Consider the following 22191-nt stretch of genomic DNA (forward strand, 5'->3'; position numbering starts at 1 on the left):
GGTCTCGCCGTCCGCTACGACAAAAAGCCTGAAAGCTACCAGGCCGGACTCGAATTATGTGCCGGCCTCCTCTGGATCCGACACCTCGGATCACAGCCTTGATCACAACTCCACACAGGCCCTAGGGGTTCAGGACGACGAGGTCGTCCCGGTGCACGACCTCGCGCTCGTACGCCGGACCCAGTTCGCGGGCCAGTTCGTGCGTCGAGCGGCCGATCAGCTGGGGGATCTCCTTGGCGTCGAAGTTGACGAGCCCGCGGGCGACGGCGTGGCCCGCGGTGTCGCGCAGCTCGACCGGGTCGCCCGCGACGAAGTCGCCCTCGACCGAGGCGATCCCGGCCGGCAGCAGCGACTTGCGCCCCTGGACGACAGCGCGCACAGCGCCGTCGTCGAGGGTGAGCGAGCCCTGCGGGGTGGAGGCGTGCTGGAGCCAGAGCAGGCGGTCGGCGGAGCGCCTGCCGGTGGCGTGGAAGTAGGTGCCCGTGTCCCGGCCCGCGAGGGCGTCGGCGGCGTGGACCGCGCTGGTCAGGACCACCGGGATACCGGCGGCGGCGGCGATCCGGGCGGCCTCGACCTTGGTGACCATGCCGCCGGTACCGACACCGGCCTTGCCCGCGCTGCCGATGTCGACGTGGGCGAGGTCCGCCGGGCCGCGAACCTCGGCGATCCGTGCCGTACCCGGCCTGCTGGGGTCGCCGTCGTACACGCCGTCGATGTCGGACAGCAGGACGAGGAGGTCGGCGCGTACGAGGTGGGCGACGAGGGCGGCCAGTCGGTCGTTGTCGCCGAAGCGGATCTCGTCCGTGGCGACGGTGTCGTTCTCGTTGACGACCGGGAGGGCGCCCATCGCGAGGAGTTTGTCGAGGGTGCGCGAGGCGTTGCGGTGGTTGGCGCGGCGGCTCATGTCGTCGGAGGTGAGCAGCACCTGGCCGACCCGGACACCGTGGCGGGCGCAGGAGGCCGTGTAGCGGGCGACGAGGAGCCCCTGCCCGACGCTGGCGGCGGCCTGCTGGCGGGCCAGGTCCTTGGGGCGCCGGCGCAGGCCGAGGGGAGCGAGGCCTGCGGCGATGGCTCCGGAGGAGACGAGGACGATCTCCTTCTCGCCGCCGCCGCGACTCTTGGCGAGGACGTCGACGAGCGCGTCGACCCGGTCGGCGTCGAGGCCGCCGGCCGCCGTGGTCAGCGACGAGGAGCCCACTTTGACGACAATCCTGTGGGCCTCTGCGACGGCCTGCCATGCCCCTGCCACCTGCGTTCCCGTCCCCTCAGGTCGTCCGGCCCGGATCGTCCGGCCGCGCTGACGGGCAATTTACGCGAACGGGGGCGGGGGTGCGCATTGGTCCAGTGGGCGGACCCGCAACCCCCGCCCTCAGGTCCGCGCGGTCGCCGCCTGCCGCTTCTGCCCCGCGTTGCGCGCCTCGGCCTTCACCGCGAGATCCGCCGTCGCGGTGTTGAACTGCTCGATGGACGGCGGCTCGTCGGGCCCGAGGAGATACCGCTTGAGCTCCGCGCGCTCACCGGCCAGCGGATCGGCCGCCGGGTCGCGCACCGCGTCCAGCAACTGCCCGAGCTCCTCGGCGCCGTTGCCGAGGACCACGGCGGCGCGTACGGCGGTGTTCTGCCGCTTGAACTCCTCCACGCCCAGTGCCGCCGAGTCCGTCACGGCATACGGCTTGCCGCTCGCGATGAAGTCGGAGACCACGCTGGAGATGTCGGAGACCATCGCCTCGGACACGTTGAAGCAGTCGTACAGCCGTGGCTCGGCGCCCGTGACGACCCGGTGCTCGCCCGCGCCGAACGAACGCCAGTACGCGTCGTTCCACTCGGTGCGCAGCTTCTCGGTCTCCTCGTGCCGCTCCATGTCGACGACCCCGTCCCGGGACGCCTCCGCCTCGTCGCCCTTCTCACCGGCGGGCCCGGCCAGTTCGGCGAGCCGCGCCTCGATACGCGCGAGGTCGGCCTTGGCCCGCGCCTGCTCTTCGAGGTCACCCAGGAAGCGCGGGTCGGCGGCCCGCTCGACAGCGGCCTTCTCCACCAGCGCGGCGATCCGTTCGTGCGCGGCCCCGGCCTCGTCGCTGCGGGTGCCGGTGAAGGGGTGCGGCTTGTACAGCACCCGGACGGGCGGGTCGGCCGACACCAGCTCGCGCACGATGTTCTCGCCGGCGAGAAGGATGGAGGTGTTGCCCGGGTCGTCGTCCCAGCCTTCCCAGGTGGGGGCGTACAGAACGGTCGGGATACGACCGTCGGGCACCCCCCGCGCCCCGCGGATGGGCGCCAGTTGGGGCCGTCCGACCTCGACGATGTCCTCGTCCCGGACGCCGACGTCGGCGATCGCGTACCGGTCGCGCCCGGCCCGCCCGGCGACCCACACCTCGTCGTAGGCCTTGCTGAACGGGTTCACGCTGGCGATCTTGTCGCTGTCACCGTGCCCGATGAAGACGTGCTTCATGGTCGGTACGCGCAGCAGGTGGATGTTCTTGCCGACGTTCGCCGCGTAGAGCGCGACCCGGACCGTGCGCAGCTCCAGGTTCATCAGATGGATGCCGCCGGGCACACAGATGACGGGCACGGTCGTGGGCGCCAGGTTCTGCAGTATGACGCGTTCACGAAGGACGATCAGCGGCCGGGTCTCCAGCTGCTCCATCGTCTCCAGCCACATGTTGACCTGGTACGCCGAGTCCTTGGAGCCGGAGAAGTACAACACCGTCTGCGGCCGGTACTCGCGCAGCCACGCGTCCGTCGCGGCGAGCACCGTCTCCGCGTCCGGCGGGATGCGGCGCCCCCGGACGTAGGGCGCGAGGCCCACCACGTACAGGAACGCCAGTCCGAGGGTGACGGCGACGCCGACCACGCCGTACGCCGTCGTACCGGTCTCGGTGGTGATGAGGATGCCGGTCAGTGCGGCCAGGTCGAGGTGGAGCATCTTCTCGGTGGAGCGTTCCAGCAGGAAGCGCGGCGGGGCGTCGGGGATGGGGATGCGCGAGGCCAGGTCGACGTTGCGGGTGGCGACCGGCATCCGGCGGCGGTTGCGGATCAGCGTGATCAGGGCGCCGTGCGGGGCCTGGAAGCCGTAGAAGGCGATGAAGCAGGCGATCGCGGCATAGAAGATGACGCTCCTGGAGAGGTCCGCGCGCGCCAGCAGCAACAGCACCAGCAGTTCCCGGACCAGGAACCGGATGGACACGCCCGCCCGTACCTTGCTGAGGCGGTTGACCAGATAGCTGCCCCGGCGGTGCAGATAGTGGTCCGCCAGGTAGGTCACTGCGGCGGCGACGGCGAAGGCGGGCACGCTCGGGAGGAGCGCGGCCAGCATGAGACAGGGGAAGCCCAGCATCATGAGGACCGCCGCGGCCAGCTCGGCCGGGCTGCCCACCCGGGCGACGCGAATAGCAGTGGAAATCAAGGAGAACCTGTATCTGGGAAAGGACCCGGGAACGATCTGGAATTACTCGGGAATTATCTGGCTGTCTGTCCGGTGGTTTTCGTGAATTTGGTGTGGATTTTATGCCAGGTCGTCGTTCTGACGGTCCAGGACGCCGGCGAGTGCCTGCTCGAAGCCGGAGGCCCGGCCGGCCGCGGCTGTCGGGTCCTGCTGGCGTACGTCGATGACATGCCCGGTCAGCTCGGACAGCAGCACGTCCAGCGAGGTACGGGCCACCGCCTCGGAGGACAGCAGCGAACCCGCGGGCTCCTGGCCGAAGGCCTTCGTACGCATCGGCGTGGCCGTGCGCTCCGGGTTGACGCAGTTGACGCGGACGCCGTCGCCCGCCCATTCGTCCGACAGGGCCTGGGTGAGGTTCACCATCGCGGCCTTGGTGGAGGAGTAGAGGCTGTACTCGGCCCGGCCGCGCGTGTAGCTGCTGGAGGTGTACAGGAGCAACTGGCCCTTGGTCTCGGCGAGGTACTTGTAGGCCGAACGGGCGATCTGCACAGGGGCAAGGTAATTGACCTTCAGCGCTTCCTCGATGGTCGCGTTGTCGGTCTCGGCGAGCTTGCCGATGCGCAGAACACCGGCCGTGTTGACGACGTAGTCGATGCGCCCGGTCTCGGAGTACGCCTTCGACAGCGCGTCGTCGACCTCCTCCGGGTTCTCGACATGCGTACCGGTGGTCGAGCGCCCGAGCGCGTACACCTTGGCGCCGTACCCCTCGGCCAGCTCGGCGATGTCCTTGCCGATGCCGTAGGACCCGCCGAAGACGACGAGAGTCCTACCGGTGAGCAACTCACGGTAGGCCTCCTCGCTCATCTGTTCCGGCGTGGCGGCGGAGGCCAGCTGGAAGAGCTTGTCGGCGATGAAGACATCGACGGGCTGGGTGACCTTCATGTTGTACTCGTCGCCCGCGACGACGTGGATCGGCACGTCCGGCAGATATCTGAGTACGACCGAACAGTCGTCGGTGGCCTGGAAGTTGGGATCGCCGGCCGCGACCTCGTAGGCCCGCCGGATGGTCGACAGCTTGAACGCCTGGGGCGTCTGACCGCGCCGCAGCCTCGATCGGTCGGGAATCTCGGTGATGAACTCACCGTCCTCGCCGTGCGTGCGCGTCACGATGATCGTGTCGGCGGAGGGAATCGCGACGTCGACGGCCTGGTACCGCTCCAGGGCGACCACGCAGTCGTCGATGACCCGCTGGGACAGCAACGGCCGTACGGCGTCGTGGAACAGGACGTTGCGGTCCTCGCCCTCGGCCAGGCCCTCCCCCAGGGCGTCGATGGCCCGCTCGGTGGTGTCGTTGCGCGTGGCACCGCCCTCGATGATCCGGACGACCTTCCTGAAACCGGCCTTGGCGACGATCTTCTCGATGTCCGCCACATAGCCGGGCGCCATCAGCACGATGACGTCGTCGATCGAATCCGCGTGTTCGAAAGTGCTGAGGGTGTGCTCGATGACCGCCTTGCCCGCGATCTTCAGCAACTGCTTCGGAATCGACAGACCCACCCGCTGACCGGTGCCGCCCGCGAGGACGACGGCGGTGGTGCGGGGCTTGTCTTTGCGCTGGGACACGGGCGACCTACCTCGGGGCAACGGAGAACTGTGAAATCGTCCCACCTGCCGTTACCGCAGTGCAAGGTGAGCGCCCTCCGTCGCATATCTGCGCGCAACCTGTCATTCACCGGAGATTATTTCAGTGATTCTGCTTACAGGTCTGCCTACGGTCGGCCGCAAGCCCTTTCACCGGCGCCGGTCAGACCTTGCGCACTCCCGGCTTTCCGGACTCCACATGGAGTTTGGCGAGAGTCCGGGAGGCGGAGGTGGGCTTGGTCACGGTGTCGGCGATCCGGACCTGGGCGTCGATCCCGGCACGCCGGATGTCGAAGAGGTGGTAGCCGCGGTGGTTGTCGATGACCTTCCAGTGCGGATTGTCACCCATGAGCGGGTCCCACTGCTTGTGGAAGGCGACGGGGTCCTGATCGCCGGCGCTGGATATGGACGTACCGACGAACTCGGCACCGACCACCGCCGAGCCGGGGTCGGCGAAGTCCCGCTTGAGGTCGCTGATCATGGTGAGGTGCCGGTCCCCGGAAAGGACGACGGGGTTGCGTATGTTCGCGAACTCGGCGAGCAGCGCGTTGCGTTCGGCCTGGTAGCCGTCCCAGGCGTCGTAGTACCAGAGCTTGCCGTCACCGATCTTGAGGTCGGTCTCGGCCATCATGATCTGCGAGGCGATGAGGTTCCACCGGGCCTGCGACCCGTGCAGGCTGTTCAGCAGCCACTGCTTCTGCGCGGCGCCGAGCATGGTCATCGCCGGGTCCTGGGCACCGGCCTGGCTGGTGGCCTGGTCGCTGCGGAACTGCCGGGTGTCGAGCACGTTGAGCCGCACGAGCCGCCCGAAGTCGAGCCGCCGGTGCATCCGTATGTGGGGCCCGTTGGGCACGGCCGTGGCGCGTACGGGCATGTGCTCGTAGTAGGCCTGATAGGCGGCGGTGAGACGCGCGGCGAACGCCTCGGGCGTCTGCTTGTCGGGGTCCTGCGGAACGTCCCCGGCGAAGTCGTTGTCGACCTCGTGGTCGTCGAAGGTGACGACGAAGGGCGCGGCGGCGTGCATCGCCTTGAGGTGCGGGTCGCTGTGGTACTGGGCGTACCGGTTGCGGTACTGGACGAGGCTGAACGGCTCGCCGGTGCCCTCGTGCTTGCGGACGCCGGTGATCGCGGACGTCGACTCGTAGATGTAGTCGCCCACGAAGACGACGACGTCCGGGTCCTGGGCGAGCATGTCGGCGTACGGCGTGAAGTAGCCGTGCTGCCAGTTCTGGCAGGAGGCGAGCGCGAGCCGCAGATGGCTGCCGGAGGCGAGCTGCCGGGGAGCGGTACGGGTACGGCCCACCGGTGAGAGCTGCCCACTGGTCCGGAACCGGTACCAGTAGTGCCGGTCGGGGAGCAGCCCCCGTATGTCCGCGTGCACGCTGTGCCCGAGCTCGGGCCTGGCCCAGGCGTACCCGCGCCGCAGCTTCCGCCGGAACCGGGAGTCCTCGGATATCTGCCACTCCACGACCACGGGCCGGTCGGGCATCCCGCCGCCGTGGAGCGGATCGGGGGCGAGCCGGGTCCACAGCACGACACCGTCGGGCAAGGGGTCCCCGGAGGCGACCCCGAGGCTGAACACCCCGGCGGGCAAAGGGGTTTGCGCGGCCCGGGCGGTCCCCGCCAGCAGAAGCTGCCCGGACGCGGCGGCCCCGACGGTGGCGGCACCGGTGGTCAGAAACCGGCGCCTACCGGGCGAAACGACACCGCTCATCGCTGAACTCCGTTGCGTGGGGGGCCCGTTGGACCTACGGAAGCTCCCACGACAGGACGAACAGGAGACCCCCGAGAAATGAATCAGGGGAGATCATAGGAAACGGCACGTGCGGCGCCACAGGCGGGGTCGCCACAGCCCAGGCGACACCTCTTCAGCGCCGGGCCGCATTTCCAGCCCGTCCGGCGCTTGAGGACGAGGCCCGTTCAGGGCCGAATGGGGGTCTGGGGGCGCAGCCCCCAGGAACAGGATGGGACGGGTAGGGGCGGCGGGGGCGAGAAACGCCCCCGCCTACCCCCCACCCGCACGCCCTAGAACGGCTCGAAGTCGTCGAACTCCTGCTGTGCGTCATCCCGCTCGGCCTGCTGATCACGCCGCCGCTGCGCAGCGGGCCGCGGCACGTCGAGACGGTGGTCCTCACCACGCCGCCCCAGCATCTCCGCCCCCGCCATGACCGTGGGCTCCCAGTCGAACACCACGGCGTTGTCCTCGGGACCGATGGCGACGCCGTCGCCCGCCCGGGCCCCGGCCTTCATCAACTTGTCCTCGACACCGAGCCGGTTGAGCCGGTCGGCGAGGTAGCCGACCGCCTCGTCGTTGCTGAAGTCGGTCTGGCGCACCCAGCGTTCGGGCTTCTCGCCCCGCACCCGGAACAGCCCGTCCTCCTCCTGGACGACGGTGAAGCCCGCGTCGTCGACGGCCTTCGGCCGGATGACGATCCGGGTCGCCTCCTCCTTGGGCTTGGCGGCCCTCGCCTTACCGACCACGTCGGCGAGCGCGAACGACAGCTCCTTCAGCCCGATGTGGGCGACGGCGGACACCTCGTACACCTGGTACCCGCGAGCCTCGAGCTCGGGCCGCACCATCTCGGCGAGATCCGAGCCGTCCGGCACGTCGACCTTGTTGAGGACGACGATCCGCGGCCGGTTCCCCAGCCCGCCGTACTGCTTCAGCTCCTCCTCGATCATGTCGAGGTCGGAGACGGGGTCACGCTCGGACTCCAGCGTCGCCGTGTCGAGCACGTGCACGAGCACACTGCACCGCTCCACGTGCCGCAGGAACTCCAGCCCGAGCCCCTTGCCCTGGCTGGCCCCGGGAATGAGCCCAGGCACGTCGGCGATGGTGTAGACGGTCGAACCGGCGGTCACCACACCCAGGTTGGGCACAAGCGTCGTGAACGGATAGTCGGCGATCTTCGGCTTGGCAGCGCTGAGCACCGAGATCAGCGACGACTTACCGGCGCTCGGGTACCCCACCAGCGCCACGTCGGCGACCGTCTTCAGCTCCAGGACGATGTCCTGCAGCCCTCCGGGCACACCGAGCAGCGCGAATCCGGGCGCCTTGCGCCGGGCCGAGGACAGCGCGGCGTTGCCGAGCCCGCCCCGCCCGCCCTCGGCGACGACGTACGAGGTCCCGTGCCCGACCAGGTCGGCGAGCACGTTGCCCTCCTTGTCGAGTACGACAGTCCCGTCCGGCACCGGCAGAACCAGGTCCTGCCCGTCCTTGCCGGACCGGTTGCCGCCCTCGCCGGGCTTGCCGCTGGTGGCCTTGCGGTGCGGGGAGTGGTGGTAGTCGAGCAGCGTGGTGACGGACTGGTCGACGGTGAGGGTCACGTCACCGCCGCGTCCACCGTTGCCGCCGTCGGGCCCGCCCAGCGGCTTGAACTTCTCACGGTGGACGGAGGCACAGCCGTGACCTCCGCTACCCGCGGCGACATGCAGCTCGACGCGGTCCACGAAGGTGGTCATGGGATGTGCCTCCAGTTACGTACGAAATTCTTCCGGCAGAATTCTCTGCTCAGGTAAAACACGCGAAAGGCGGACCCGCTTCCCGAACGGGAAGTGAGGTCCGCCTCGCGAAAGAACCGATCAGGCGACCGGAACGATGTTCACGACCTTGCGACCACGGTGGGTACCGAACTCCACCGCACCGGCGGCCAGCGCGAACAGCGTGTCGTCCTTGCCACGGCCGACGCTCGCGCCGGGGTGGAAGTGGGTGCCACGCTGGCGGACCAGGATCTCACCGGCGTTGACGACCTGACCGCCGAAGCGCTTCACGCCGAGCCGCTGAGCATTTGAGTCGCGACCGTTCCGGGTGGACGATGCGCCCTTCTTGTGTGCCATCTCTCCTCAGTCCCTTACTTCGCAGCCGCGGGGATCTCAGTGACCTTGATCGCCGTGTACTGCTGGCGGTGGCCCTGACGACGGCGGTAGCCGGTCTTGTTCTTGTAGCGAAGGATGTCGATCTTGACGCCCTTGTGGTGATCCACGATCTCGGCCTGGACCTTGATGCCGGCCAGGACCCACGGGTCGCTGGTCACGGCTTCGCCGTCGACAACGAGCAGGGTCGAGAGCTCGACCGTGTCGCCAACCTTGGCAGTGGGAATCTTGTCAACCTCAACGATGTCGCCGACAGCAACCTTGTGCTGGCGACCACCGCTGCGCACGATGGCGTACACGCAGATCTCACTCTCTCGCTCGGGAACGACACCCCCGCAGTCCAGCCGCCCGGCAAAGCGAGTGGCCTCTCCCGCCGCACCGAAATGCCCGGTGCTCAGGAGGATGAGGTTTACGGGGATGTGGCGCGTCACGGAAAAAACTATGGACACGCCGACACTGAAGATTACGGGCCCGGCCTGAAGGGGTCAAACCGAGCCCCTTTCCCCCGCTCGCGAGGCTCACAAACCCACTGCCCACCCGGACGGCCCACGGCCTGCTACGGCGGCGGTCCGCCCGGAGAAACCCGGACGGACCGCCGCAACACCGCACTACCGGCTCAGGCAGCCGGGAAGGGGATCAGCCCTCCGTGCCCGCCGAGACCGACGCCTGCGCCGACTGCTCGGCCGCAGCGGCCGTCTTCTTCGACGCCGGCGAAGTCTTCTTCGCCGTGGCCTTCCTGGCGGCCGTCGTCGTCTTCTTGGCAGCCGTCGTCTTCACCGCCGCGGTCTTCTTCGCGACCGCCTTCTTGGCAGTGGTCGCCTTCTTGGCGGCGGTCTTGCGCACCGTCTTCCTGGCGGGAACCGCGTCCTCGGCCTCGGCCGCATCAGCAGGCGCCGAAGGCTCGGTGGCCACCGGGACGACCACGACGGCCGCCTCCTCGGACGAGGTGGACACGGTGGCCTTGCGCACGGCACGTCGCCGCGGCCGGGCCGGAGCCGCACTGTCGGTCGCCGGGGCCGCCGCAGTGTCTACGGCTGCCTCGGCCTGAGCCGGAGCCGCCACGGGCTCCACAACCGTCTCGGCGACGACCGTCACCACGGTCTCGGCCACAGCCTCGTCGGCCGCCTTCGGCGAACCGGCCGGAGCCGACACCTTGCGGGTGGCCCGCCGACGCGTACGCCCCTTGGGAGCCGCGTCGTCCTGCACCGCGACCGGTACCTCGGCGACCGGTGCCTCGACGACCGGATCCTCGACAGCCACGGGCTCGGCGTGAGCCACGACTTCCGGAACCGCGATCGGAACCGCGACCGGAGCCACGTCCGCGACCACCGAAGCCTCGGCGACGACGGGCTCGGCCGTACGGGCATCAGCACCACGCCCGTGAGCCCCACGGGACTCGGACCTGGGCGCGCCCGCCGGAGCCGAAGCCCGCCTGCTGGCGCGCCGCCTCGAACGCCCACCGCGGCCGGCCGCCGCCTCCGCCTCGGCGGCACTGTTGTACAGCTCGTCGTCGGGCTCGAAGAAGGGCTCCGGCGCCGCGACCTCGGCTGCGACCTCGGCCGCCGTCTCCTCGACGTCCTCGTCCGCATCCACGATCACGTCGTGCTCGTGGGTGTCGTGCGTGTGCTCGTGCTCGTTCTCGGCACCACCACGGCCGCGCTTCTTGCGCTTGCCGCCGCCTCCACTGGACGTCGGCTGCTCCATGTGCACGATGACACCGCGGCCGTTGCAGTGGACGCAGGTCTCGGAGAAGGACTCCAGGAGGCCCTGTCCGACCCGCTTCCGGGTCATCTGGACCAGGCCCAGCGAGGTGACCTCCGCCACCTGGTGCTTCGTACGGTCGCGGCCCAGGCACTCCAGCAGGCGCCGCAGCACGAGATCCCGGTTCGACTCCAGAACCATGTCGATGAAGTCGATGACGACGATGCCGCCCAGGTCGCGCAGCCGCAGCTGGCGCACGATCTCCTCGGCCGCCTCCAGGTTGTTCCTGGTGACCGTCTCCTCCAGGTTGCCGCCCTGGCCGGTGAACTTGCCGGTGTTGACGTCGACGACGATCATCGCCTCGGTCTTGTCGATCACCAGCGAACCACCGCTGGGCAGCCACACCTTGCGGTCGAGCGCCTTGGCGAGCTGCTCGTCGATGCGGTACGTCGCGAAGACGTCGACCTCGGAGGTCCACCTCGACAGCCGGTCGACCAGGTCCGGGGCCACGTGGGACACGTACCCCTGGATGGTCTGCCAGGCCTCGTCACCGCTGACGATGACCTTGGTGAAGTCCTCGTTGAAGATGTCGCGCACGACGCGGACGGTCATGTCCGGCTCGCCGTACAGCAGGGACGGGGCGTTCGAGCTGCCGCCGCTGCCCTTCGACTTCTTCTCGATCTCCTCCCACTGCGCCTGGAGCCGTTCGACGTCGCGGCGCAGCTCGTCCTCGCTCGCGCCCTCGGCGGCGGTGCGCACGATGACACCCGCGTCCTCGGGGACGATCTTCTTGAGGATCGTCTTCAGGCGCGCGCGCTCGGTGTCGGGCAGCTTGCGGCTGATGCCGGTCATCGACCCCTCGGGGACGTAGACCAGGTAGCGGCCCGGGAGCGACACCTGACTGGTCAGTCGCGCGCCCTTGTGGCCGATCGGGTCCTTCGTGACCTGCACGAGCACCGGCTGCCCGGACTTCAGCGCGCTCTCGATGCGCCGCGGCCCGTGGGCCATCCCCAGCGCCTCGAAGTTGACCTCACCGGCGTACAGGACGGCGTTGCGCCCCTTACCGATGTCGATGAACGCGGCCTCCATGGAGGGCAGCACGTTCTGCACCTTGCCCAGGTACACGTTGCCGACGTAAGAGGTCGACTCTTCCTTGTTGACGTAGTGCTCGACGAGCACGTTGTCCTCAAGGACACCGATCTGGGTGCGGTCGCCGTACTGGCGTACGACCATCACGCGTTCGACGGCCTCGCGGCGAGCCAGGAACTCCGCCTCGGTGATGATCGGAACGCGTCGGCGCCCCTGCTCACGGCCTTCCCGGCGGCGCTGCTTCTTGGCCTCCAGGCGCGTCGAGCCCTTGATGGACTGCACCTCGTCGCTCGGGTGCTCGTCCCTCTTGGGACGCGGCTCACGGACCTTGACGATCGTGCGCTCGGGGTCGCCGTCGGCGACTACGGGCTCGCTCTCGCCGGACGAGTCACCGGCGCGACGCCGACGACGGCGCCGACGACGGCTGCTGGCCGAACCGGAACCGCCCGGCTCGTCGTGCTCGTCCTCCTCGGCGTCCTCGTCCACCTGGTCGGCGGTGTCCGCGGCGTCCTCATCGGCCCGCGCGGCCTGGTCGCCGGCGTAGTCGTCGTCACCGGAGTCGCTGTCGGAGTCGGCGGACTCGCCCCGGCGCCTACGACGGCCACCGCGGCGGCGGCGCCGGCGCGAACCGGGGCCCTCCTCCTCGCCGTCGTCGTCGGCGTCGGCGTCGGCGTCGGCGTCGGCGTCGCCGCTGGACTCGGCGGACTCGTAGGCGTCGTCGACGCCCTCCGTCTCCTCCGGCTCATCGACCACGACGGGCGCGGCGGCCACGGGCTCCTCGTCGCCACCCCGGCGACGGCGCCGACGGCCCGGCGCCTGCTCCTCGACGACGGTCTCGGCGACCGGAGCGGCCTCGACGGCCTCTTCCTGCACTTCTACTTCTTCGACGTCGTCCTCGGCCGCCTCGGCGGCAGCCGCCGCGGCGGCCCGCTCGGCCGTCTGGAACATCGGCTCGGTGAAGACGGGCGCCTGGAACACGGCGACCGCGGGACGCGCGGGACGCCGCCCACCCTCGCTCTCGCCGTTCTTGACGGCGGGCGCGGGCGCGGAGAACCCGACGGCGGCCTTGCGGGCGACCCGACGCCGCCCGCGACGCGGCGCGGTGTCCTCAGCGTCGGCGTCGGCGTCAGCGGTCTCGGGCTCGGCTTCCACCTCGGCCTCGGCGACCTCCGCGACAGCGGCGGGGGCCGGAGCCTCCGGAGTCGCGGCCTCGGTCTCGGCCTCGGCGGCGGGCGTGGAGACCCGGCGTGTGGCCCGGCGACGGGCACGCGGAGCAGGCGCGGCCTCCTCCACGACGGCGGGGGCCTCGACGGCCACGCCCTCCTCGTCACTCTTGTCGCCCTGCTCGCCGCTCTCCTCGGCAGTCGGGGCGGATACGGCGGGCGCGGCAGCCTCAGCGGGCGCACCGGCGGGCGCGGACGCGCGCCGGGTGGCCCGACGACGCGTACGAGGAGCGGGCGCGGCCTCTTCCTCGGCGTTCCCGGCGTGCTGATCGGTCTCTGCGGCCTTGTCGGCCTCAGCAGTCCTGTCGGCCTCTGCGGCCGGTATGGCCGGCGCTGTGGTCTCGGCCACAGCTGCGGCTTCGGCCCCGGCGACAGGCGGTCCCGCGGGGCGGGACGCCGCACGGCGCCGTCGGCGCGGCGGCAGGGTGTCGCTGGGGGTGTCGTGTGCGGAACCCTGAGTGGGCTCCGAAGCGGTCTCGGTCGGTTCGAGCATGCGGGCGGTTCTCCCGTCAGGCTCCCGGGCGCCGCGCACCTGGTCCGGCTTGGGTGCCGGTGACGTCCGCGGCTCGCGCAGTGCGCGGTGCCGCCGTCCGGGGCGCGGGCGCCGCACGGGAGCTCTCTAGTGTCCTGTCTCGCCGGTTCCGTACGCCATGTTGCGTACGGCCTGGCGAAAGTCTTGTGGTCGGTGCGCTGCCCGACCCAGGTGGCTCCCGAGTCCGAGGGCGGCGCTACGACGTGCGTCCCTTCGCGGGACCTTCCTTACGCCGGTGCCTGCGACGCGGCGGCAGTCGGAGTGGCCATGGAGAGGGCCACCGCTGCCTCGCGGTCGGGCGCGAGCGGGTCGGTCACCGTGCCGGTCTCTTCATCGAACAGCCCCTGCGCCAGCCTGGTCACCCCTGCGGGGACCGGCGGCGCCAGGTCGGCCACGGCGCGAAGACCGGACAGAACGTCGTCGGGTCGAACAGCAGGCGTCACGTGCCGAACAACCAGCCGCAGTATCGCACAGGGCTGGTCCGTCGGCCTATCAGACTGTGGACTGTGCGTCTCAACACTTGTCCCAACGCCTGCTTCACATGCCTCAAGGCCCTCGACCGGACCTCGGGCATCGAAGGTTCTCATGCCGTTCTTGGCGAGGCGCTGGACCTCGACGGTCTCGGCGGCGTTGAAGATGCCGACGGCGCGGCGCGCGTCCTCGAGCGCCACACCCTCCAGTCGCAGCTCCCATACGGAAGCCGTGAGCCGGTCAGCGAGCCCGGAGGTCCGGGCCTCGACCGCGTCGACGATGTCGAGCCCGGCGGGCAGCGACTCGTCGAGCAGCTCACGCAGCTTGTCGGGATCGCGCGCTTCGGTGAGCGCGATCTCCAGGTACTCCGCCTCACTGCCCGTACCGGTGGCTGCGGCATTGGCGTACGACACCTTCGGATGCGGCGTGAACCCCGCCGAGTAGGCCATCGGCACCTCGGCGCGGCGCAGCGCACGCTCGAAAGCGCGCTGGAAGTCACGGTGGCTGGTGAACCGGAGGCGGCCACGCTTGGTGTAGCGCAGTCGGATGCGCTGCACCGCGAGTGCGGGCGGCGGGCCTTCGGGCTGTCGCTTGCCCAGTGTCGCTCAGTCCTTCGTGAGTGCGGTCGTACTGCTACCTAGAGTACGTCCGTCGGCGCTATCTGGTTCCCGCCGGGGCGCCGGGACCGCCTGCGGGCGCTCATCGTGCGACTCCCCGAAGAGCATCCGGCGGAAGTCGGCGCGCGCCTGCCGTGCCGAGTCGCGCGCCGCGGCCAGCGTCTGCCGGGTGACCCGGCCCACACTGCGCGCGGCCTCGGCGGCGGGCCGCAGAACGGCGTCCCGCACGAAATGCCCGACGGGCGTCAGCACGGCCTGGTACGCCCAGCGCACGGGCTCCACGAAGGTCCACCGAAGGAGGGTCCCCAGGAAGCGTCCGACGACGAGGGAGATGTACCCGGCGATGCGCCAGGCATGCCCGAGCGCGGTACCGACCTCGCGCCCGATCACGGCGAGGACGCGTCCCACGGGCACCAGGACCCAGCGCCACAACGCGAGCACGGGCAGCACGAGGAGCAGGCGCAACACCCAGTAGAGAACGAACCCGATCCCGTTGATCCCCATGCTCACGAGCCACACGACCCCCAGGGCGCACGAGGCGATCGCCTTCCCGACCGGCGTGAGGACCCACTCGTACAGCCACTGCGCGGGTACGACGACCAGGTACCGCAGGAGCCACACGGCGACGCCGTACACACCGACCCCGACGGCGACGATCGCGGCCCCGAGCCCCCGGAGTACCCACAGCACCCCGTGCCCCGCAGGCGTCAGCCCGCGCGCGTAGAGCCACCCGAGCCCAGCGCCGATCGCCCGGAACGCCCAGACGATCCCCTGGCCGAGAGGCGTCAGCACGCGTGCGTAGAGCCAGCCCAGCCCCGCCCCGATGCCCCGGAACACCCACAGCACCCCGTGTCCCGCAGGCGTGAGCATGCGCGCGTAGAGCCACCCCAGCCCAGCGCCGATCGCCCGGAACACCCAGACGATCCCCTGGCCGAGAGGCGTCAGCACATGCCGGAAGAGCCACACCAGCGGTACGACGACGAGCACTTTCGCGAGCCAGCCGAGCGCCTTGCCCAGGGGCACGACGACGTACCGCCACAGCCCGACGAACGGCCAGACGAGGACGGCCGGCGCGACCCAGGCCAGCGCCCGCCCGAGGGGCCGCAGCACCGCGTCCGTCAGGAGGCGCCCACCGGCGACGAGCCCGTCCCACACCATGCGCACCGGCACGACCAGCACAAGCACCACGATGCGCACAGGGAGGCGAATCGCAACGACGAGACACCCTTCGGGCTGCCGCTCGGGCTGCCGTGCCTCGGCGGCCGGTTTCTCCAGATCCATACCGACATAGACGCGCCAACCCCCTGTACGGATGCGGTGTACCCGAAAAGTGATCAGGACGAGGGACATCGGCTGTAAACCTATGACTTGAGGCCTGCCGCCGCCGCCCGTCCCGGCGCCCTCGTCGGTCTGGTGGAGCCCGACCGGGACACCCTGGTGGTGGACGCGGAGGACCTGGAGACGAGCCGCGACTTCAACCGCCACACCAGCGAGAAGGCGGTCCGGCACGCCACCGTCGGCCGCCTCGCCCGCTCGGCGGTCCGGGCGGGCTTCCGTATCGAGACGACGATCGCCAACACCCGCGTCTCCACCGACTTCGCGGACGGCGACCACGCCCTGGGGCCGGGCCGCGACATGCAACAGGCCATCTCCGAAGGCCACATCGACCGGACCCGGGGCGAGGCCTGGTTCGGCGGCCTCGCCCACGGGCCCTTCTACGCCTCGTTCACCTTCGTCATCGTGGTCTGCTCCCGCCCCTGACGGCCGCCGGACGGCCCGGGCACCGCGGGGGCGGCCCGACCGACCGCGAACTCGCGGTTGAGCACGGCCTGGCGGCGGATCGGCTCGGGCAGGTCCGGCATGGCCAGCAGCGTGTCGCACGCCTCGATCGAGGCGGTGTAGTCGCCCACCCAGTAGGCGGTGATGGAGTACTCGAAGAGCAGACCCCACTCGTACACCCAGGACTTGGTGAACAGCAGGTCGTCCGGTTCCGGGGTGTCGACGACGCCACCGAGGAGGGCGTGCGCGGTGCGGTAGCGACCCTTCACTCGCAGGCGTGAGGCCAGCTCGTAACACGCTTCGAGGCGCGAGGGCCGGGCGTCCCAGGCGCGGGAGAACGCGTCCATCGCGCCCGGCCAGTCGTCGGCCCGCTCCGCCCTGAGCAGGCCGGCCTCCAGCAGCGAGCAGTAGACCTCCTCCGGCCAGCCGCCCATCGCCGCCCGCCGCTCGTACAGGGCGATCGCCTCCTGGACGTGGCCCAGGTCGCGTTCGGTGTTGGCGAGGTAGAAGACGGTGCGCGTGTTGGCGGGGTCGCGTTCGAGTTCGCCGCGCAGGAGACGGGCGTCGCGTTCGAACTTGTCGCTGCGGCAGCCGCCGTCGGCATGGTCCTCGATGACGAGCGCGTCCAGGTTCTCCTGGACGTCGGGCCCGTCGGACTCGTCCGTGCACGGGTATTCGTGGGTGACCCCTTCGTAGCGCCACGTGCGGTCGGCCCGCATGAGGTGCTTGAAACGGTGCTGGGTGCCGGGGGTGTCGTACCGCAGCATGTAGGACGTCGCCGTCAGAAGGGGCAGCGGGGCGTCCTGGCGCATGACGTGGTCGGCGTCGAGGGTGAGGAGGTAGTCGGCCTTGCCACGGGCGCGCTGGATGTTGCCGGTCCGGTTGTGCCCGAAGTCGACCCACGGTTCCTCGTGGAGTTCGCCGGGGATGCCGTCGAGCGTTTTACGGATCAGGTCCTGCGTGCCGTCCGTGGAGCCGGTGTCGCAGATGACCCAGTGGTCGATGAGGTGCCGTACGGAGCCCAGGCACCGTTCGATCACCTGCGCTTCGTTCTTGACGATCATGCAGAGGCAGAGGGTCTGCTTTTTCACGGCGCCAATGTGACATGCGCCGGATACGTCCACATTCGTACACGCGGAAGACGTCGCGCACGGGTAACCCATCCGAACGCACCGATTAGTCCTATACGTTGATAAACGCACGACTTTCCACCCGCATTGCGGCTCCGCGCATCGCACTCAGGTAAAGCTCCCCCTCATGTTCGGGACATCCCGAACCGGTCGAGGCAAGTCAAGGCATGTCGACGCAAGGAGCACACCGATGAGTCCTGAATACAGGACGCGTTCGCTTCTCGGGCCGCTGGCGCGGGACAGGTTCAAGAAGGCCGGAATGGTGGCCTCGCTCGCACTGGTCCTGGCCGCGAGCGTGGCCGGCCCGGCGACGGCCGCGGCGCGCAGTGTGGGCGACCACACCGCCCGCACGAGCCACTACGGCGGCGGCGACAAGGACAAGTGCAAGAAGGACGGGCCGAAGCACCGCGCCGCCTCGACCGCCCAGGGTGGCAAGGACAAGTGCCAGGGCCCCACGGGTCCGACCGGAGCGACGGGTGCGACGGGAGCCACGGGCGCCACCGGAGCAACAGGCCCCGGCAACGGCGTCACGGGTGCCACCGGAGCCACCGGAGCGACAGGCGGTATCGGCCCGACCGGATCCACGGGATCCACGGGCGCCACGGGGACGACAGGCCAGCAGGGCGCCACGGGAAGCACCGGCCCGACAGGCCCCACCGGACCCACGGGCGCAACCGGAACCACCGGCACGACGGGCAACACCGGAGCCACGGGCGCGACAGGTGCGACGGGCACCCCGGGCCCCTGCTCCGAGGTCGACACGTACCACCCCCAGGGCAACGTCGAGTACCAGGCCGCGCTGTCGACCGACGGACGCTTCTACGCGGGCATCCGTGACCTCACGGGCAGCAACGCCAACCCCATGCTGTGGACCGACCTCAGCACCCACACCGGATACCCCGCGGGCGGCGCGGCGGGCACGCCCTGCGGCGCCTCCGTCGGCGAGCACCAGGCGTCAGGGGGGATCCAGTTCGGCCTGATCACCACAACAGGCCGGGTCTACGAACTCACCTGCCAGTTCGACAACAACGGCTCCAACCCGGCGATCCTTCAGTGCGGCACCAACGCCGGCAACCCCTGGGTCGAGATGAACAGGCGCCCGGCCCCCAACGCGGTCAACGGCGGAACCGTAGTCCCGTAACGACCACACGCAAAGGGGTGTCCGAAGGGTCATCGACCCGCCGGACACCCCTTGCGGCACCTCAGGCCACTACTACTTCACCGTCAGCGGCAGCAGCTTCACGCCCGTAGGCCCGATTTGAATGGAAGTGTCCATCTGCGGACACACCCCGCAGTCGAAGCACGGCGTCCACCGGCAGTCCTCGACCTCTGTCTCGTCGAGGGAGTCCTGCCAGTCCTCCCACAGCCAGTCCTTGTCGAGGCCCGAGTCGAGGTGGTCCCACGGCAGGACCTCCTCGTACGTGCGTTCACGCGTCGTGTACCAGTCGACGTCGACTCCGAAGGCGGGCAGCGTCTTCTCAGCGCAGGCCATCCAGCGGTCGTACGAGAAGTACTCGCGCCAGCCGTCGAACCGGCCGCCGTCCTCGTACACCGCGCGGATCACCGCGCCGATCCGCCGGTCGCCGCGTGACAGGAGGCCCTCGACGATGCCGGGCTTGCCGTCGTGGTAGCGGAAGCCGATCGAGCGGCCGTACTTCTTGTCGCCGCGGATCTTGTCCCGGAGCTTCGTCAGGCGGGCGTCCGTCTCCTCGGCGGAGAGCTGCGGGGCCCACTGGAACGGGGTGTGCGGCTTGGGCACGAAGCCGCCGATCGAGACCGTGCAGCGGATGTCGTTCTGGCCGGAGACCCTGCGGCCCTCGGCGATCACGTTCGTCGCCATGTCGGCGATCTGGAGGACGTCCTCGTCGGTCTCCGTCGGCAGGCCGACCATGAAGTACAGCTTCACCTGGCGCCAGCCGTTGCCGTACGCCGTGGAGACGGTCCGGATGAGGTCCTCCTCGGACACCATCTTGTTGATGACCTTGCGCATGCGCTCGCTGCCGCCCTCGGGCGCGAACGTCAGGCCGGACCTGCGGCCGTTCCTGGTCAGCTCGTTGGCGAGGTCCACGTTGAAGGCGTCCACGCGGGTGGAGGGGAGCGACAGGCCGATCTTGTCCTCGGTGTAGCGGTCCGCGAGTCCCTTCGCGATGTCGGCGATCTCCGAGTGGTCCGCCGAGGACAGGGAGAGGAGGCCGACCTCCTCGAAGCCCGTCGCTTTCAGGCCCTTCTCCACCATCTCGCCGATGCCAGTGATCGACCGCTCCCGCACCGGGCGCGTGATCATGCCGGCCTGGCAGAAGCGGCAGCCGCGCGTGCAGCCGCGGAAGATCTCGACCGACATGCGCTCGTGGACGGTCTCCGCGAGCGGGACCAGGGGCTGCTTGGGGTAGGGCCATTCGTCGAGGTCCATGACCGTGTGCTTGCTGACCCGCCACGGGACACCGGACTTGTTGGGTACGACGCGGCCGATCCGGCCGTCCGCCAGGTACTCCACGTCGTAGAACGCCGGGATGTAGACGCCGCCCGTCTTCGCGAGGCGGAACAGGACCTCCTCGCGCCCGCCCGGGCGACCCTCCGCCTTCCACGCGCGGATGATCTCCGTCATGTCGAGGACGGCCTGCTCGCCGTCACCGATGATCGCCGCGTCGATGAAGTCCGCGATCGGCTCGGGGTTGAAGGCCGCGTGGCCGCCAGCCAGCACGATCGGGTCGTCCAGGCCACGGTCCTTGGACTCCAGCGGGATGCCCGCCAGGTCCAGCGCCGTCAGCATGTTCGTGTAGCCCAGCTCGGTGGAGAAGGACAGCCCGAACACGTCGAAGCCCTTCACGGGCCGGTGACCGTCCACGGTGAACTGCGGGACGCCGTGCTCCCGCATCAGCGCCTCAAGGTCGGGCCAGACGCTGTACGTACGCTCGGCGAGGACGCCCTCGCGCTCGTTCAGCACCTCGTAGAGGATCATGACGCCCTGGTTGGGCAGCCCGACCTCGTAGGCGTCCGGGTACATGAGCGCCCAGCGGACGTCGCAGCTGTCCCAGGGCTTGACCGTGGAGTTCAGCTCACCGCCGACGTACTGGATCGGCTTCTGCACGTGCGGGAGCAGAGCTTCGAGCTGCGGGAAAACCGACTCGACAGGCATCGCGGCGTTACCTTCGTGAGCTGAGCTGACGGGGGATGACCACCAAGCGTAACCCGCCCGGAGGACTCCCCCGCCCGCCGGAAAACCGGCACTGAACCGCTAAACCTCCATCGACGCCTTGATCGTCTTCCACTCCTCCGGCAGCGTCTCCTCCACCCGCGCGGCCCGCCGCTCCTCGCGCCCGTACAGCAGCCCGTACGTGAAGGTGTCCTCCCCCGCCGCGTGGGCCACGGCGGACAGCTCGCCCAGTGTGGTGCGGACCATGACGCTGTCCTGGTGGTCGCCGAGCAGGCTCTGCAGGGACTTCATCGACCTGGTGAGCGCCTTGGCCGGGACGCCGAGGGCGGGGGTCGCCGTCTCGGCCGAGTAGCGGGTGCGCTTGGCCCTCTTGCGGGCCTCGTGCAGGCCGAGGTCGCGGTCGGCGCCGGACGGCTGCTCCATGGCCTCCCCGACCAGCGCGGACACCTTCGCGAAGTCCTTGCGTACGGCCTCGGCGAGCACCTTCTCCGGTTTCTTCGCCGCCCCTTTCAGTACGGGCGGCTCGGCGACCAGGGCGTCCAGGGTGTCGAGGAGCGTCAGATAGCGCGCGGAGTCCAGCACGCCGAGCAGTCGGCGGCGCGATCCTCCGTGCCCGGCCTCGGACCAGGTACCCAGCCGCTCACTCACGGGACCGTGGACAAGGGCGGGGGGCAGCTCGCCGAGGACCGTGCCCAGGCGTTCGGCCAGCACCTCGTGGTCGCGGCCCACGCCCAGCTCGCCGGCGAGCCACTTCAGCTCGTCGCCGATCGGGTCGGTGACCTTCCGGTCGAGGACCGTGCGGAAGGACTTGAAGGTGCTGCGCAGGCGGCGCGTGGCGACCCGCATGTCGTGCACCGACTCCTCGGCGTCCTGGCGCACGGCCGGGTCGAGGTCGAGGATGGCGTCCCGCTGGGCGCGGACGTAGGCCAGGACGTGGTCGCCGGCGGTGACGGGCTCGGCGGGTTCGTCCTTCGGCCGCGGCTGTCCGCCCTTGGTCTCCGCCAGCGCGCGTGCCAGCTTCGACGTGGACTTCGACGGGCGTACGCCCGCCTTGCGCAGGCGTTTCTCCACCTTGTCCAGGATGGCGGGATTTCCGCCGTCGGCGAGCTCGACCTCGATCTCGGTCCACTGGGCGGTGCCCTCGCCGCCGAACAGGCGGTCCGCCCGTACGGTGTCCACGCTGACCTCGGCCAGTTGCCGGCCGTCGGCGTCGACGAGGTCGCGCAGGTCCCGTGTGGAGCGCAGCCGCACCACGGGCACGAGCTGGCCCTCGCGGATCCGGGCGCGCACCAGGCCGGTCAGTTCGTCGGGGACGGCGTCGGAGAGCGGTACCTGGATCTCGTCCCGGATCCCTGGGGCGACCGGGAGTTTCAGGTGCCAGCCGGCGTCGGCGCCGCCGGTGCGGCGGCGCAGCGTGATCGAGGCCGAGGCCAGCCGCAGGTCCGAGGTGTCGTAGTAGGTCGCGTCCAGTTCGGCGGTGCCCTTGTCGATGACGTCCGCGACGACGGCGACGCCCGTCAGGTCGGGCAGCCCACTGTCGTCGGATTCGTACTTCCGCTCGATTTCCCGCTTCGTGTCCGCCATGAATCGAATCTAGTC

At 70.1% G+C, this 22191-nt stretch carries 15 protein-coding genes; 2 read left to right on the forward strand and 13 right to left on the reverse strand.

Going from position 1 to position 22191, the window contains the following annotated elements:
* Nucleotides 1-121: 121 nt before the first annotated feature.
* The 10 genes from proB to G3I71_RS33635 all read right to left on the reverse strand — a co-directional run bounded on the left by proB (nt 122) and on the right by G3I71_RS33635 (nt 15810).
* A complete protein-coding gene (gene proB, locus G3I71_RS33590; RefSeq protein WP_164320622.1) occupies nt 122-1249 on the reverse strand; it encodes a glutamate 5-kinase in 1128 nt (375 codons plus the stop codon).
* Between the two features lie 120 nt (nt 1250-1369).
* Nucleotides 1370-3403, reverse strand: a complete 2034-nt coding sequence (locus tag G3I71_RS33595) for a hypothetical protein (protein WP_203732062.1) — start codon at nt 3401-3403, stop codon at nt 1370-1372.
* A 99-nt stretch (nt 3404-3502) separates the two neighbouring features.
* Nucleotides 3503-5005 (reverse strand): bifunctional cytidylyltransferase/SDR family oxidoreductase, encoded by a 1503-nt coding sequence (locus tag G3I71_RS33600; RefSeq protein ID WP_164320624.1) that lies wholly within the window; start codon nt 5003-5005, stop codon nt 3503-3505.
* Nucleotides 5006-5186: 181 nt separating this feature from the next.
* On the reverse strand, nt 5187-6737 hold the full coding sequence (locus G3I71_RS33605) for an alkaline phosphatase (protein WP_164320626.1): 1551 nt from the start codon (nt 6735-6737) through the stop codon (nt 5187-5189).
* Between the two features lie 311 nt (nt 6738-7048).
* Complete coding sequence (gene obgE, locus G3I71_RS33610; protein ID WP_164320628.1) at nt 7049-8485, reverse strand: GTPase ObgE; 1437 nt, start codon at nt 8483-8485, stop codon at nt 7049-7051.
* A gap of 120 nt (nt 8486-8605) precedes the next feature.
* Entirely contained in the window at nt 8606-8860 is a 255-nt protein-coding gene (gene rpmA / locus G3I71_RS33615; RefSeq protein ID WP_006374707.1) for a 50S ribosomal protein L27, read from the reverse strand.
* Between the two features lie 14 nt (nt 8861-8874).
* Nucleotides 8875-9195 carry a 50S ribosomal protein L21 gene (gene rplU, locus G3I71_RS33620; protein ID WP_164320786.1) on the reverse strand — a complete coding sequence of 107 codons (321 nt, stop codon included), beginning with the start codon at nt 9193-9195 and terminating at the stop codon, nt 8875-8877.
* Between the two features lie 337 nt (nt 9196-9532).
* On the reverse strand, nt 9533-13402 hold the full coding sequence (locus G3I71_RS33625; RefSeq protein WP_164320630.1) for an Rne/Rng family ribonuclease: 3870 nt from the start codon (nt 13400-13402) through the stop codon (nt 9533-9535).
* A gap of 266 nt (nt 13403-13668) precedes the next feature.
* The gene (locus G3I71_RS33630; protein WP_164320632.1) at nt 13669-14469 is read right to left on the reverse strand and encodes a TIGR03936 family radical SAM-associated protein; all 801 of its coding nucleotides are present in this window, start codon (nt 14467-14469) and stop codon (nt 13669-13671) included.
* A gap of 48 nt (nt 14470-14517) precedes the next feature.
* On the reverse strand, nt 14518-15810 hold the full coding sequence (locus tag G3I71_RS33635) for a hypothetical protein (RefSeq protein WP_164320634.1): 1293 nt from the start codon (nt 15808-15810) through the stop codon (nt 14518-14520).
* 87 nt (nt 15811-15897) lie between these two features.
* Here G3I71_RS33635 and G3I71_RS33640 point away from each other — a divergent pair, with 87 nt between their 5' ends.
* Nucleotides 15898-16290: a hypothetical protein gene (locus tag G3I71_RS33640; RefSeq protein ID WP_164320636.1), complete on the forward strand. Its 393-nt coding sequence runs from the start codon at nt 15898-15900 to the stop codon at nt 16288-16290.
* Here the strand turns inward: G3I71_RS33640 and G3I71_RS33645 are convergent.
* A complete protein-coding gene (locus G3I71_RS33645) occupies nt 16245-17399 on the reverse strand; it encodes a glycosyltransferase (RefSeq protein WP_343243144.1) in 1155 nt (384 codons plus the stop codon). The two genes, G3I71_RS33640 and G3I71_RS33645, sit on opposite strands and share 46 nt — an antisense overlap.
* A 229-nt stretch (nt 17400-17628) precedes the next feature.
* Between G3I71_RS33645 and G3I71_RS33650 the strand changes: the two genes are divergently transcribed.
* Complete coding sequence (locus G3I71_RS33650) at nt 17629-18579, forward strand: hypothetical protein (RefSeq protein WP_164320640.1); 951 nt, start codon at nt 17629-17631, stop codon at nt 18577-18579.
* A 72-nt stretch (nt 18580-18651) separates the two neighbouring features.
* Here G3I71_RS33650 and G3I71_RS33655 read toward each other — a convergent pair whose 3' ends face one another.
* Together G3I71_RS33655 and G3I71_RS33660 are read right to left on the reverse strand one after the other, a co-directional pair.
* Complete coding sequence (locus tag G3I71_RS33655; protein WP_164320642.1) at nt 18652-20574, reverse strand: TIGR03960 family B12-binding radical SAM protein; 1923 nt, start codon at nt 20572-20574, stop codon at nt 18652-18654.
* A gap of 99 nt (nt 20575-20673) precedes the next feature.
* Complete coding sequence (locus G3I71_RS33660) at nt 20674-22176, reverse strand: CYTH and CHAD domain-containing protein (RefSeq protein WP_164320644.1); 1503 nt, start codon at nt 22174-22176, stop codon at nt 20674-20676.
* Nucleotides 22177-22191 lie beyond the last annotated feature (15 nt).

The sequence above is a fragment of the Streptomyces sp. SID12501 genome (assembly GCF_010550245.1).
Lineage (GTDB): Bacteria > Actinomycetota > Actinomycetes > Streptomycetales > Streptomycetaceae > Streptomyces.

Excerpts from the sequence above, each read along its gene's own strand:
- G3I71_RS33625 (WP_164320630.1), bottom strand. The coding sequence starts at position 13,402 with ATGCTCGAACCGACCGAGACCGCTTCGGAGCCCACTCAGGGTTCCGCA.
- G3I71_RS33655 (WP_164320642.1), bottom strand. The coding sequence starts at position 20,574 with ATGCCTGTCGAGTCGGTTTTCCCGCAGCTCGAAGCTCTGCTCCCGCAC.
- G3I71_RS33605 (WP_164320626.1), bottom strand. The coding sequence starts at position 6,737 with ATGAGCGGTGTCGTTTCGCCCGGTAGGCGCCGGTTTCTGACCACCGGT.
- G3I71_RS33650 (WP_164320640.1), top strand. The coding sequence starts at position 17,629 with ATGAGTCCTGAATACAGGACGCGTTCGCTTCTCGGGCCGCTGGCGCGG.
- G3I71_RS33635 (WP_164320634.1), bottom strand. The coding sequence starts at position 15,810 with ATGGATCTGGAGAAACCGGCCGCCGAGGCACGGCAGCCCGAGCGGCAG.
- G3I71_RS33660 (WP_164320644.1), bottom strand. The coding sequence starts at position 22,176 with ATGGCGGACACGAAGCGGGAAATCGAGCGGAAGTACGAATCCGACGAC.
- rpmA (WP_006374707.1), bottom strand. The coding sequence starts at position 8,860 with ATGGCACACAAGAAGGGCGCATCGTCCACCCGGAACGGTCGCGACTCA.
- obgE (WP_164320628.1), bottom strand. The coding sequence starts at position 8,485 with ATGACCACCTTCGTGGACCGCGTCGAGCTGCATGTCGCCGCGGGTAGC.